At 41.5% G+C, this 12,781-nt stretch carries 11 protein-coding genes; 8 read left to right on the top strand and 3 right to left on the bottom strand.

What is annotated here, in order from left to right; translation table 11 throughout:
- The first annotated feature begins 5 nt into the window (after positions 1 to 5).
- The 3 genes from CTY48_RS15325 to CTY48_RS15315 are packed head-to-tail and all read left to right on the top strand — an operon-like array spanning position 6 to position 5,332.
- Positions 6 to 1,406 carry a Wadjet anti-phage system protein JetA family protein gene (locus CTY48_RS15325; protein WP_099469332.1) on the top strand — a complete coding sequence of 467 codons (1,401 nt, stop codon included), beginning with the start codon at positions 6 to 8 and terminating at the stop codon, positions 1,404 to 1,406.
- Positions 1,390 to 2,049, top strand: a complete 660-nt coding sequence (locus CTY48_RS15320; protein WP_099469331.1) for a DUF4194 domain-containing protein — start codon at positions 1,390 to 1,392, stop codon at positions 2,047 to 2,049. The genes CTY48_RS15325 and CTY48_RS15320 overlap by 17 nt, the downstream gene beginning before the upstream one ends.
- Positions 1,994 to 5,332 (top strand): ATP-binding protein, encoded by a 3,339-nt coding sequence (locus CTY48_RS15315; protein WP_180272749.1) that lies wholly within the window; start codon positions 1,994 to 1,996, stop codon positions 5,330 to 5,332. Before CTY48_RS15320 ends, CTY48_RS15315 begins: the two co-directional genes overlap by 56 nt.
- On the opposite strand, the gene CTY48_RS15310 is transcribed toward CTY48_RS15315, so the two are convergent.
- Complete coding sequence (locus CTY48_RS15310; RefSeq protein ID WP_099469329.1) at positions 5,312 to 6,451, bottom strand: toxic anion resistance protein; 1,140 nt, start codon at positions 6,449 to 6,451, stop codon at positions 5,312 to 5,314. The two genes, CTY48_RS15315 and CTY48_RS15310, sit on opposite strands and share 21 nt — an antisense overlap.
- A 1-nt stretch (position 6,452) precedes the next feature.
- A complete protein-coding gene (locus tag CTY48_RS15305; protein WP_099469328.1) occupies positions 6,453 to 7,766 on the bottom strand; it encodes a 5-bromo-4-chloroindolyl phosphate hydrolysis family protein in 1,314 nt (437 codons plus the stop codon).
- Between the two features lie 194 nt (positions 7,767 to 7,960).
- Between CTY48_RS15305 and CTY48_RS15300 the strand changes: the two genes are divergently transcribed.
- From CTY48_RS15300 to CTY48_RS15290, 3 genes are all read left to right on the top strand, one after another.
- Positions 7,961 to 9,226, top strand: coding sequence for a Y-family DNA polymerase (locus CTY48_RS15300; RefSeq protein ID WP_099469327.1), 1,266 nt, complete (start codon positions 7,961 to 7,963; stop codon positions 9,224 to 9,226).
- Positions 9,216 to 9,539, top strand: a complete 324-nt coding sequence (locus tag CTY48_RS15295; RefSeq protein ID WP_328587812.1) for a YolD-like family protein — start codon at positions 9,216 to 9,218, stop codon at positions 9,537 to 9,539. The genes CTY48_RS15300 and CTY48_RS15295 overlap by 11 nt, the downstream gene beginning before the upstream one ends.
- A 157-nt stretch (positions 9,540 to 9,696) precedes the next feature.
- Positions 9,697 to 10,443, top strand: coding sequence for an adaptor protein MecA (locus CTY48_RS15290; RefSeq protein WP_180272748.1), 747 nt, complete (start codon positions 9,697 to 9,699; stop codon positions 10,441 to 10,443).
- Positions 10,444 to 10,600: 157 nt separating this feature from the next.
- Here CTY48_RS15290 and CTY48_RS15285 read toward each other — a convergent pair whose 3' ends face one another.
- Entirely contained in the window at positions 10,601 to 11,197 is a 597-nt protein-coding gene (locus tag CTY48_RS15285; protein WP_099469325.1) for a TetR/AcrR family transcriptional regulator, read from the bottom strand.
- Positions 11,198 to 11,385: 188 nt separating this feature from the next.
- Here CTY48_RS15285 and CTY48_RS15280 point away from each other — a divergent pair, with 188 nt between their 5' ends.
- Together CTY48_RS15280 and CTY48_RS15275 are read left to right on the top strand one after the other, a co-directional pair.
- Positions 11,386 to 12,177: an EFR1 family ferrodoxin gene (locus CTY48_RS15280; RefSeq protein WP_099469324.1), complete on the top strand. Its 792-nt coding sequence runs from the start codon at positions 11,386 to 11,388 to the stop codon at positions 12,175 to 12,177.
- Positions 12,178 to 12,232: 55 nt separating this feature from the next.
- Positions 12,233 to 12,763, top strand: coding sequence for a nuclear transport factor 2 family protein (locus tag CTY48_RS15275; RefSeq protein WP_099469323.1), 531 nt, complete (start codon positions 12,233 to 12,235; stop codon positions 12,761 to 12,763).
- Positions 12,764 to 12,781: the final 18 nt, after the last annotated feature.

Raw genomic sequence — 12,781 nt, 5'->3', positions numbered from 1 at the left:
TAGACGTGAAAGGAATTTATAATATACCCGAACAATTCTTTAGTTTGTTTAAGTCGAGAAACCGATATATCTATATCGAATCTCTTTTGCTCATCTATGAGGAATATTTGTATAATGACTATTTTCTTAGCAAGGAGACATGTGTACAGCTTCTGGCAGATTGTTTTTCCAACCGTCTGGTAGATATTTCTGCCGATGATACGGAGGAGGATACAGATAAGTCGGAGCCGGTTGCAACAAGGATTTTTACAAAGCTGGTCAAGTTTGGCTGGCTTCGAAAAATTGAGGACTATAAGGCGTTTAAGACAAACGTAGTCATTCCCGATTACGCTTCTATTTTTATTGAGACTTTTCAAAAGCTTGATAACCCCGAGGCAGATGAGACCGATTTGTATATTCAGAATGTGTACACGAACCTTTATTCCTTCTATTATGACAATAAGGCAGGAATGGAGCTTCTTCGTGCTGCGATGGTGAACACGGCAAGGCTGAACCGTGCGTTGCAGGACATGCTTCATAATATGGATAAGTTTTTTGAGACATTGTTAAAGCAGGAGAGCTACGAAGAATTGCTGCAGGAGCATTTAAACGGTTATGTCAACAATATTGTGAATAAGAAATATGCCCTTTTAAAAACGGGAGATAATTTTTATATCTATAAAAATGACATTAAGACCCTCTTAAATAAAATCAGAGAGGATGAGGAGCGGCAGGCACTGCTTAAGAAAAAGCTTCTGCTTGGCGGCAAGGCGGAGGAGGAAACAGACAACGAGCTGTTTGATATTCTCGACCATGTGGAGCGCGGTATCGCCAATATGGAGCGGAGAATTGCCCATATCGACTCAGAGCACAGCAAATACGTCCGCGCCACAGTAAGACGTTTGGAATATATGCTGAACAACGATGACAACGTGAAGGGTAATGTCGTAAAGCTGCTCGGCATGATGAACGAAAGGCGAAAGGATAAGATTTTAAATAAGCTTGGTGATGCAATTTTAATCAATGATTTTACCGTTTTATCGAAGGACGCCATGTATCAAAAACGCGGTCCGAGAAAGAACTTTGAAGATACAATTGAGGGTGAAGCGAATCAGGAAAAGGATTTGACCGCAGAGGAAATTTTGAGGCTGAACCGAAACAAAAACCGTTACAGCAAGAAAGAGATTGAGCACTTTATACTCGATAAAATGGAAGCGGGAGAGTACACGACGAATGAACAGTCTGTTCAGACACAGGAGGAATTCGAGCTGCTCATACTTGCCTATGATCACAGTATTCGAAAGAAAAGCCCTTATTCCGTGCGAAGAGATGAGTATGAATTGATTCAAAATGAAAAATTCAGTTATCCTAGACTAACCTTTGAGAGAAAAGCGGAGACGGAGGAGAAGAATGATACCATATTATAGAGAACTGCCGGAGGATGAGCAGGAGGAGCTGACAAAGGCAATCAAGCTTTTGCAGTCCCAGACCTTTGTTCTGGAGCGAAAATATGATAAAAAAACGGCAAGATACCAGTATAACAAGGAATACCGCATATGCGAAAAGCATCTGGAATTTCTCATGGAATATTTTAAAGTTGCGGATATTGAGGTTGTTGAAAACAGGCAGTATGGCGTGATTGCACTTAGAAGCGGTCACTTGATCGGTGAGAAGCTAAGTAAGCTTACGACCATCTTTGTATTGCTCTTAAAACTGACTTTCGAGGAAAAGATGAACAGCGTCTCAAATTCTGTGCATGTCTATACGGCATTGCATGAGATTTATGACAAAATTAATCTGTTTCGCCTATGGGACAACAAGGCACTTCCGATTACTGAGGTGAAAAAGACAATTGCGGTGCTTCGAAAATACCAGATTATCGATTTGCTTGATTTTGACGGAGAGATAAGCCCGGAGACAAAGCTTATTGTTTACCCGTCTGTCAATCTTCTCATAAGTGCGGAGGAAGTCAGAAATATCATTACACAATATGAGGAAAGTGAGGAAGAGGAAGATGACAGCATTTCAGGCGATGACGAGAATGTGTCTGAACAACTGGCACTATATTAATGAAAAAGTATTGTCCTTCAGCAGCGGAATTAACTTTTTTACCGGACATTCAGGCAGCGGAAAATCAACGGTGCTGGATGCGCTGCAGCTCTTACTGTATGTGGATACGAACGGAAGAGGATTTTTTAATAAGGCGGCAAAGGACGATTCCGATCGTACCCTGATGGAGTATTTGAGGGGAATGAAGGTTGTTCAGGAGAATGACGAAGCAGGCTACCTACGAAATCAGAATTTTTCCACGACTATTGTATTGGAATTTGAAAATGTGGAAAAAGAAGAGTATCAATGCATCGGTGTCGTGTTTGACGTTGATGTGACGTCCAACGATGCAGACCGTATGTTTTTCTGGCATAAAGGGCGGCTGCTCACAAACCGCTACCGTTTAAATGACAGAACGATGTCAATCAGGGAGTTAAAAGACTGGCTTGGAAACCGCTATGACAAGGAGCAGTGGGATTACAGCAGAACAAACGAGAAATTCAGAGCGAAGCTGTATGAAACATATCTAGGCGGCTTAGATGAAAAGAAATTTCCGTCTCTGTTTAAAAAAGCGATTCCGTTTCGAATGAATATGAAGCTGGAGGACTTTGTGAAAAATTATATCTGTATGGAGAAAAATATCCATATAGAGGATATGCAGGACAGTGTCATCCAATATGTACGATTGAGACGAAGGCTTGAGGACACCAAACAGGAAATCACACTGCTTGAGGATGTACGGGAGCAATACGGCCAGTTTCAGAAGCTGTTTCGGCAGTCGACTCAGTTTCAGTATAACATTGACAAGCTGGATATCTATACAATAGAGCAAAGAATGAAGGAGATTTCCCAGAAGCAGACGGCGTATCAGGGAGATTTGGAAGGACTGACAGGAAGAATCGAGACGCTTGCAGGAGAGGTCGAGGCACTTCAAAAGCAGCGTGACACGGTTATGATTGCGATTGAAAACAGCGGCTATACCCATTTGGAATCGGAGCTTAATTCTCTAAACCAGCTTATGGAATTTTTATATGAGAGCAAGACGAAATACGATAAAATCGGAAATGGGCTTCAAAAGTGGCTGGAAACGGATTTGATACCGGAGGATACGAAGCTCCAGATTGAGAGCTTTTTAAGTTATCATATGGATACATCAGGCATTAAGCGGATAAAGGAAAATATTCGGTCAGCAAGAGAACAGCTTTTGGAGGAACAAAGGTCAGCCGAGGAGCAGAAAAGCTTACTGGAAAAAGAAGTAAGAGAACTGAAAGCGGAAATCGGACAGCTAAAGGCGGGCGACAAGGCATATCCTTCTTATCTGATGGAAGCAAAGGATTACATACAAAAGGAATTGCAGGCGCGCTGTGGCGTGGAGGCAGACATTTATGTACTTGCAGACTTGCTTCAAATAACAGATAGTGAGTGGCAAAATGCTGTGGAGGGCTATATGGGAAATCATAAACTGTCCCTCATTGCGCCGCCGCAGTATACAAAGACCGCCATTGAGATTTATCATTCGATGGATGAGAAAAAATATTATAAGGTGTCTGTCATCGATTCAGACCGGGTGTTGAAGGCTTCAAAGCCTGTTCTGGAAGGGGCTTTGGCTGAGGTTGTAGACAGCAGTGTAGATTATGCCAAGGCTTTTGTGGATTTCTTGATGGGAAGCGTGATCCGATGTGGAAAAACAGAGCAGTTGAGACAGAATAAAAGCGCTGTGACAAAGGATTGCCTACTTTACCACAACTATAAGCTCCAGCATATGAACCCGAAGAATTATACGGAATTTACCTACATTGGAAAAAATGCAATTGAGCAGAGAAGAAAGCGTCTTGAGAGCCGCCTTGCTAAGCTGGTGGAGGAAAAGCTTCCTTTTGAGGAAAGCGTAAGGCAGTATCGGGAAATTCTCTCCTTTGAAGCGTTGCAGGAGGAACTTCCAATCTATGAGAAATATTTGGAAGATATGAGAAAAATTCAGGCAAGACTTGTGGAAAAGGAATCGCTGGAAATAAAAATAAACGATTTAAAGACAAGGGATATCCAGACTTGGAAGGATGAGAAGCAGACCTTGGAGGATGATTTGCGAAAGAAAACTGCCCAAAAGGAACAGTTTATCAACGAGCAGAGAATGAAAACAAGAGCGCTCCACGATTTCAAGGAAGAGCTTACGATGCTAAACGGAGAAATTGTCTCCAAGGAGAAGGGTTTTGTGTTTGACGCTGCGATGGAGGAGAACTTCCAAGAGCTAATCAGACAGAAATCCGGTGAGCGTCCGGAACGTCTGAAAAACTGGCTGATTAATAAGAAGCTTACCTGCGATACGGCTATGAATGTCGAATACGAGAAGCTGATTAAGGTCAGAGAGGGCTATCAAAGAGAATATTCTTTCCGAGGCTTTACAACAACAGGAAGAGAGAATAAGGACTATGAGCAGTTGTTGGAAATGCTTCAAAGTGATAAGCTTTCGGAGTTTACCGGGAAGGCGGCAGAGCAGGCGAATATTGCCATCCACCACTTTAAGACCGATTTTATCTACAAGATAAGAGACTCCATCAAGGAAGCGATGCAGCAGAAGGAGGAGCTAAACCGTATTCTTGCTAATTCGGACTTCGGAAAAGAGAAGTACCGATTTATTATCACGAAGAACAAGGGAGAGGACGGAAAGTTCTACAACATGTTCATGGATGAGAATTTGGAAGTCAATCCGACGCAGTTATCCGATCATATGGAAAACCAGATGGATTTATTTTCAAAGGGACATTCGGAAAACTATGCAGAGCTTATTAATGAGCTGATTGAAGTTTTTATGCCGCCGGAAAACAGTGACACAAAGGAGCTGGAAGAAGCGCGCTACAACATGGAAAAATATGCAGATTACCGAACCTATCTTTCTTTTGATATGGAACAGCTTATCGACGGAATGCCTCCGATGAGACTGAGCAAAATGCTTTCCAAGAACTCAGGAGGAGAGGGACAAAACCCACTCTATATTGCACTGCTGGCGAGCTTTGCACAGGTATATAAGATTAATACAAAAGAAAGCTCCAGACGAAATCCTACCCTGCGGCTTGTCGTTTTGGACGAAGCCTTCTCCAAAATGGACGGAGAAAAGGTAGGAAGTTGTGTAGAGCTAATCCGTAAAATGGGATTTCAGGCGATTATCAGTGCCACCAACGATAAGCTGCAAAATTATGTAGATTATGTGGATAAGACATTTGTTTTCGCCAACCCGAATAAAAATCATATTTCGATTCAACCTTTTGAAAAATTAGAGTTTTCTGAGTTACTGTCCTCTCATACTTAAGAGTTTCGCTTTTAACTCATTTTCAATACGGTTTAATTCAATCTCCGCCTCTTTTCGCTTTTGACGGCCTTCAGTCTGAATACGAAGCACCTCGTCAAGAGTGGAGATGAGAGATTCGTTTGTCGTGCGGAGAGTTTCAATATCAACAATGCCGCGCTCTGATTCTTTGGCTGTCTCTATGGTAGCAAGTTTAAGGGTAGCGGCATTCTTTTTAAGAAGTTCATTTGTCATATCGGTCACTTCTTTTTGCGCTCTGGCTGCCTGTGTGGAATGTACCACACCCAAGGCAAGAACCATCTGACTTTTCCAGAGAGGAATGGTGTTTACAATGGTAGACTGGATTTTTTCTGCCATAACCGTGTCGTTTGCCTGAACCAGACGAATCTGCGGTGCCATCTGAATGGAAATCATACGAGTCAATTCCAGGTCATGAATTTTTTTCTCAAAGCGGTTTAAGACAGCAGTCAGGTCATTGACAGCCTGTGCGTCCTCCGGCAATCCGGTTCTTGTGGAGGTTTCAACGAGCTTTGGAAGCTCCAAATTCTCCACCTGTGCCAGCTTCTTTTTACCTGCGAGGATATACATGGATAATTCCTTAAAGTAATTTTTATTAATCTCATACATCTTATCCAGCATTGCCACGTCTTTTAATAGCTGCATCTGATGATTTTCAAGCACTTTGCATATTTTATTTACATTCAGCTCTGCCTTGTCATACTTTGCCTTCATTGTCGTCAGCTTGTTGGAGGTTTTCTTAAAAAAGCCAAGGAATCCCTTTTCCTCCTCCTCCGCGTCAAAGCTCTTTAGCTCTGAAACCACATCGGTCAGCATTTCTCCGATTTCACCCAAATCCTTGGTACGCACATTGTTTAAAGCACTCTCGGAAAAGTCGGCAATCTTTTTTTGTGTTCCGGCGCCGTACTGGAGAATTAAATTAGATTGTGTCAAATCAATCTGCGACACGAAGTTGTCCACCATTTTTTGTTCCTCCGGGGTCAGAGGTGTCTCCTCAAGCACAGAGGCTTCCGCTTTTTCGATCATCTGCAGCTCGGATGGTGCAGAAAGAATTTCCTCTTCTTTAAAGGGCTCAAAGGTCAAGGTTGGTGTTTCATTTGTCATGTTAGTTTCCTCCTGATTTTAATTTACTTTTTGTCAGCCCCTCTTGTGCGAGTATGGTTTCAAGTACGGATATGTCCGTGGAAATATCAAGCGCAGCGTCCTCAAAAAGGCTGTCCAATAAAATCTCAAATGCGTGATTAATGGTATCTAGGGTAGTTTCAATCTCATTTTTTGCCGATCGGATATTCTCTCCCTGAACAGGCTGAACATCAAATTCCTGATAGGCGGTCACCAGCTTAAGCGTGGTCGGAAGGTAATACTCCATAAATTTATTGATTTCTGAGAGTTGCTCAGGGTGTTCTTCCACATGGGTAAAAATTTTATCAATTACGGTCTCAAGTCTGTCAAGTTTCCTTGAAATCTCCTCGCCCGGAATGGCATCGTTGGCTTTCCTAATCTGACGGATACAGGCGCGTCCGTTTTCCACTGCCGCGTGTAATTCCTCATTCACAGGAGTTGCTGCCTTAGGCGCATCTGCCTGCTGTCTGGCTTTTTTGGTAATCTCCTCCTGCTGCATCTGCTGGCTCTTTAGAAGCTCCGTGTATTGGCGGTAGCTTTGCTGATTCAGCATAATACACGTTCCTTGTGCATCGATATGCCCCTCCGGAAACATGCCGAGAGAAATCATCTTTCTTAAATCCTTTATAATAAATTTATCACTCAACTGCGTCTGTGACGCCAAGTCCTTGATGGAATAATAGGTCTGCTCCTTAAAAAGTCCCATGTAGCGGTAAAACCTTCGAAGACGCGCACGCAGGGTTGAACCCCGGACCGTCAACGCAAAGCTGATAAGCAATAAAGGCAGAATACCAAGCGCAATGGAGCCGAAAATATTCATCCTTTGGAGCAAAACGCCAAGCAATGTCAAAACAAGCACCGCAAGTCCCGTAATCGGAAGAAAAATCCAGCCGAATACCGTGTAGAGAATGCCAGCCACCTTGCCGGTCGGATTGCTTGGATAAGCGGCAGAGGTCTGCTTTGTAGGGGCTTTGTAAGGAGGCTCATAAAAAGTTCTCCGGTTTCTGCGTTGCTGCGAATAAGAACGTCTGGAGTTTGAACGTTGGCGAGTATAAGGATCCTCCGTATCAAAATTCACTTTAAATTCGGGCTGTGAATCCTGCCAGTGGTTTGAGCGCCGGCTTTTGGACTGCCCCTGACTGCGATTTAAACCAAGAGCCTTTTGCACCTCCGAGATAGCACTTTCGACGGTATCTCCGATGTTTTGGTTTAGTTCTTTAAAGTCCTTGGAATTAATTGCATTTTGCACAATATTTTTAATTTCATCTTCTAAATTTGAAAAATTTTTATTATTCATGTAAACCCTCCGGGATATCGCTGTACAGATAGTTTCATTATATCTTATTTGTAAGAGAATGACAAATAGTTGTGAAATAAAAGTTTGCTGCAATGCATAACATTGTAAAAAAATAACTGTACACAAACACCAGTTCGGGTGATATAATATATAATTATAAAAATAGTAAAAAATAAATTGGAGGTGCTTTCAACTTGGAAAATCATATCTATTTGTGCATAGATTTAAAATCATTTTATGCTTCGGTGGAATGTGTGGAGCGTGAACTTGATCCGCTGACAACAAATCTAGCGGTAGCGGACCCGGAGCGGGGTGAAAAGACGATTTGTCTTGCGATTTCTCCAAGTATGAAGGCACTTGGGATTCAAAACCGATGCAGGGTATTTCAGATTCCCCCAAATGTAAAGTATATTATGGCGGTGCCGCGAATGAAGCTTTATATTGAATATTCAGCGAAGATTTATGCGATCTATCTAAAATATGTCGCCAAGGAGGATATCCACGTCTACTCGATAGATGAAGCATTTCTTGATGTGACACATTATCTTTCCATGTATCATATGGAGGCAAAGGAACTGGCAGTTCGCATTATGAAGGATATAAAAGCAGAGACGGGAGTTACCGCGACAGGAGGCATCGGAACAAATCTCTATCTGGCAAAAATCGCACTGGATATTACGGCAAAGCATACAAGGGACAACATTGGATATCTGGATGAGACATTATATCAAAAGACACTGTGGAATCATAAGCCATTGACTGATTTTTGGAGGATAGGAGCCGGAACGGTAAAAAGGCTTGCGAGTATAGGAGTTACTACAATGGGAGAGATTGCACAGCTTGATGAAGAGATACTTTATCGTCTGTTTGGGATAGATGCAGAACTTTTAATTGATCATGCATGGGGAAGAGAAACGACCCAAATGGCGGATATTAAATCGTACAAGCCGAAGAGTAACTCGATGTCAAGCGGACAGATACTTCCAAGGGATTACAGCTTTGAAGAGTGCGGAGTCGTTGTAAAAGAAATGACAGATGCCTTGTGTTTGGATATGACAGAAAAAGGGCTCGTCACATCCTCCTTGTCTCTTATGATTGGATATTCCAATGAGCTTGGATGTAAGCCAGCAACAGGAACGGTTTCCATGTCAGTTACCACGAATGCCTACCGGGCTATCATTGCTTATGTGATGGACCTGTATGGACGCATTGCAGATAAAAGCAGACCAATTCGAAGACTCAGTCTTTCCTGTAATAACCTTGTAGACGAAACCTATGAACAATATGATTTGTTTACCAATCCGGCAGAACTTGAGCGCGAACGGAAAATCCAAAGAGCAGAGCTGGCGATAAAAGGAAGATTTGGTAAGAATGCGCTCATACGTGGAATGGATTTGCAGGATGTTGCTACAACACTAGAGCGTAACCGCCAGATTGGAGGGCACAAAAGTGGGGATTAAGCGGGAAAAAATGGATCGGGAAAACCGTGCGAAGCAATTTATGCCCTTTGATGCTTTGAAGGGGTTTCGGGAGGCGCTGGCTGAAAAGGAACGCATTCTCGTACCTAAGCGAGAGCTGTCAGAGGAGCAGAAAGAGGAACTGGACCGGAAGTTGAGGAAGGTTCAAAAGCTAGATATTGTCACTGTGGAATTTTTTCAGAATAAAGAATATGTGCAGATTACAGGAATGGTATCGCGTATAGAGGAGCAAAGCAAAGTATTAGAGATTGCGAATACAAAAATTGCTTTTGATGATATTTCAGATTTATGTTAGAAAACAGCTTCACAAAAAGTTAATAATATTATTAGCACTCTCATGTTGACAGTGCTAATAATATGTGATATATATTAGATATAACAAATATAACAGGAGAACTTTTAGGAAACGAATCATATAAATGCCCGAACAGATAGAGAGGAAGGTGGTAAATATGACGTTTACAAAAATAAATGATTATACCGTGCAGTGTGTCATTCCTGCGAATGAGATTGACCAGATGGGATATGTTTTGCAGGAGCTTTATACAAATAAAGAAGCCGCTTCCAGATTCATGAGAAGTGTAATGGAAAAGGGCGAAGAGGCAGGCTTCCAATTAAATCGTAACTTACAGGAAATTCAGGTAGTGCTTCATCCAAATGGAGAACTTATTTTGAGCTTTACGGAAGTAAATCCTGACAGTCAGGTCAACCATATGTTGGAAAGCGCGCTGGAAGCTTATGATGCGATAGAGGCAATCGGCCGGGAACGGGTTGAGGAAATCATGAACATGGCCGGTAAGGAAAAGATTGAAGCATTTCAAGAAATCATAGCAAAATATAAAAAAATAGCGGAAGGTTTTCTGCAGATAGAGGAAGCAGAAGAGGAAGCTCCGAAAAATAATGCCAAAGAGGCAGCAGGAGACAAGTTTATGCTTCGTTTCTCAGATTTTTCTCATTTGGAAAAATTGTGTAAGTCAGTGGCAATAAAGGTTCCTTCCCACCTGTATAAAGAGAATAAGCAGTACTATCTGCTTGCGGACTTTACAGGTATCAATCAGGATAAACGAGACAGTTTTATGCTTCAGGCATTGGATTTTGAAGCAAGAATAGAGGGAAATAAGCTTCTTATGGCTCACATTGAAGAGCACGGAAAATACATGATTGAAAATGAGGCAATTGAAGTACTAAAGAAGATATAATCAGAAAAGAATAGATGTAATAAGTAAAGACTTAAAAATAAAGACTGCATCGAGGGTTAAAACCTTCAGTGCAGTCTTTTTTTGTCCTTATCCCCAAAATCAAATGGCTTCATTGCCACAGATGTTACAGATTTTTGGCGAAGAGCTGTTTCCTGCATTAATAACGAAGGCCATCGCAAATAATAGATAGTAATTTGTTGAATTTGTTTCGATTGGAAACACCTTCAGAATCGTCGATAACCATAAGAAGCCCTGACATAAGGCTGAAGAGATCCATAATGTCAATATCATCCCGTACTGCCTTTGCCTGTTGGGCTCTGGTGAGGAGTTCAGTACATGCCGACTGAAAGTCCAGCAGCACACCTGAGCTTGCCTCCCGTACACGAAAAGTGCCAATTCTAAAAGCGTCCCTCACAGCTTTGTTCGTCAAGCTCACTTCCATGACGCGAAAAAGGAAGTCAAAAAATGCCTTTCCTGGGTCAGTATGATTAATAAGGGATTTTGCCTCCTCTGTAAGCTTCTGTTTATAATTGATATTTACCGCATCAAACAATGCTTCTTTCGTTTCAAAATGGCGGTATATTGTACCAATGCCTACCTCAGCTTCACGGGCAATTTCACTGATCGGAACAGACAGCCCCTTTTCGGCAAAAATTTTATAGGCTGCTTGTAATATCTGATTTCTATTTTCTTTTGCATCTGCCCGTAAGTTTTTTTCGGAATCTGCTAAGCAAGAATTTATTTTGTTTGTCATTAAAATAGCCACCTCTTTCTTTTTTTATTTTACCTTAAAAAATAGATGTTGACAACGGAATGTTAATTCCGTATAATGTAAAAATGAAAACGGAATTAGCATTCCGCTTATAAAAACTAATCTTTAAGGCAATGCTTTTTGTGGATACACATAATACCAAGCCATGTAAGAAAGGGGTTTAAGATAAAATGAAAAAAAATATTATTTTTGTCTTTTCCGGAACCGGCAACAGTTTATGGGTGGCAAAGAAAGTTTCGGAAGAACTGGAGAACTGTGAGATTATATCCATGGGCAGCAGCAAGAATTATACGCTGACGGATGAATACGGTGTCATAGGTTTTGTCTATCCGACTTATTATCGGGGGATACCTGCAAAAGTTCAGGATTTTGTCAGGAAATTAGATTTTCAAAATAACAAAGATACCTACCTTTTTGCCATTGCTACCTGCGGGAGTGTTGGGACTGCTTGCAATGCGACGGTTCAATTGCGTGATTTGATAAAACAAAAAGATATTACGCTCAGTTATGCTGAAAAGCTGGATATGTTTTCAAACTATATCATTATGTACAATATGCGTGATACCGTTGAAGAAGAGACACGGCAATCAGCTCATGATTTGGCCCCAATTATTGATAACATAAAAAAAAGAGCTGTCAATCAGACCGAATCGAGAATTAAACCGATAGAGCATCTTATCTATAAGGGATTTTTCCACCTTGCTCCTCATATGGATAAGCACTTTAATGTATCCGACGCCTGTATCCATTGCGGTATCTGTCAAAAAGTCTGTCCGGTAAAAAATATTGATTATGGCCAGGACAAAAAGCCATATTTCAAGCATCACTGTGAACAATGCTTGGCATGTCTTCATCATTGTCCGACGAATGCCATCAACTACAAGGATAAAACACAAAGCAGGCAGAGGTATACACATCCGGATATTTCGTGGAAGGAACTGGCAAAGATAAATGGCTATTGATTATTTAGATAAGTGAAATGCCGGTTCAATTAAATTACACAGGAGGTAAAACAATATGTCCAATTTACAAGATCCTCAATTAACAGCTAGTCAAACGCAGTCTGTACAGCATGATTACATAGGAGCTGTCGAAGTCCTGAAACAAGTATTTGAAATATTTCAAACCGGAAACCTGCGGGCTTTGACCGACCTGATAGCAGAAGATGCCGTTATGGAATTCCCCTACGCTCCCCCTAAACGACCAAGACGTGTAGAGGGAAAAGACAATATCATTAAGTACAATAAGGCAATTCTGAATATTGTCAAGGTGTCAGATTTTACAGATGTCGAAATCCATTGCACGGTTGATCCTGACTGTGCCATCGTGGAGATGACAGGGCACGGAACCGTGTTGGCAACCGGAGATACTTTTTCAAGACGTTATATTGATGTGTGCCGTACAGAAAACGGACGCATTCAGTTTATTCGGGATTATTGGAATCCTCAAGAATCTCCCAAATTAAATTTTTTCAAAAAGCTGAAAGTAGCTTATCATATGATGGGTGCGAAATTTAAAAGTCGCAGAAATGCAAAGTCAGCAGGCTGACACAAACGGAATAGAGCA

It is taken from the genome of Konateibacter massiliensis (genome assembly GCF_900184995.1).
In the GTDB taxonomy this organism is placed as follows: domain Bacteria; phylum Bacillota; class Clostridia; order Lachnospirales; family Lachnospiraceae; genus Lachnotalea; species Lachnotalea massiliensis.
This window is presented reverse-complemented; position numbering and strand designations above follow the sequence as displayed.

What these genes read in the sequence shown, in the direction of transcription:
- CTY48_RS15320 (WP_099469331.1), top strand. Translation starts at nt 1,390, where the DNA reads ATGATACCATATTATAGAGAACTGCCGGAGGATGAGCAGGAGGAGCTG.
- CTY48_RS15315 (WP_180272749.1), top strand. Translation starts at nt 1,994, where the DNA reads ATGACAGCATTTCAGGCGATGACGAGAATGTGTCTGAACAACTGGCAC.
- CTY48_RS15310 (WP_099469329.1), bottom strand. Translation starts at nt 6,451, where the DNA reads ATGACAAATGAAACACCAACCTTGACCTTTGAGCCCTTTAAAGAAGAG.
- CTY48_RS15305 (WP_099469328.1), bottom strand. Translation starts at nt 7,766, where the DNA reads ATGAATAATAAAAATTTTTCAAATTTAGAAGATGAAATTAAAAATATT.
- CTY48_RS15290 (WP_180272748.1), top strand. Translation starts at nt 9,697, where the DNA reads ATGACGTTTACAAAAATAAATGATTATACCGTGCAGTGTGTCATTCCT.
- CTY48_RS15285 (WP_099469325.1), bottom strand. Translation starts at nt 11,197, where the DNA reads ATGACAAACAAAATAAATTCTTGCTTAGCAGATTCCGAAAAAAACTTA.
- CTY48_RS15280 (WP_099469324.1), top strand. Translation starts at nt 11,386, where the DNA reads ATGAAAAAAAATATTATTTTTGTCTTTTCCGGAACCGGCAACAGTTTA.
- CTY48_RS15275 (WP_099469323.1), top strand. Translation starts at nt 12,233, where the DNA reads ATGTCCAATTTACAAGATCCTCAATTAACAGCTAGTCAAACGCAGTCT.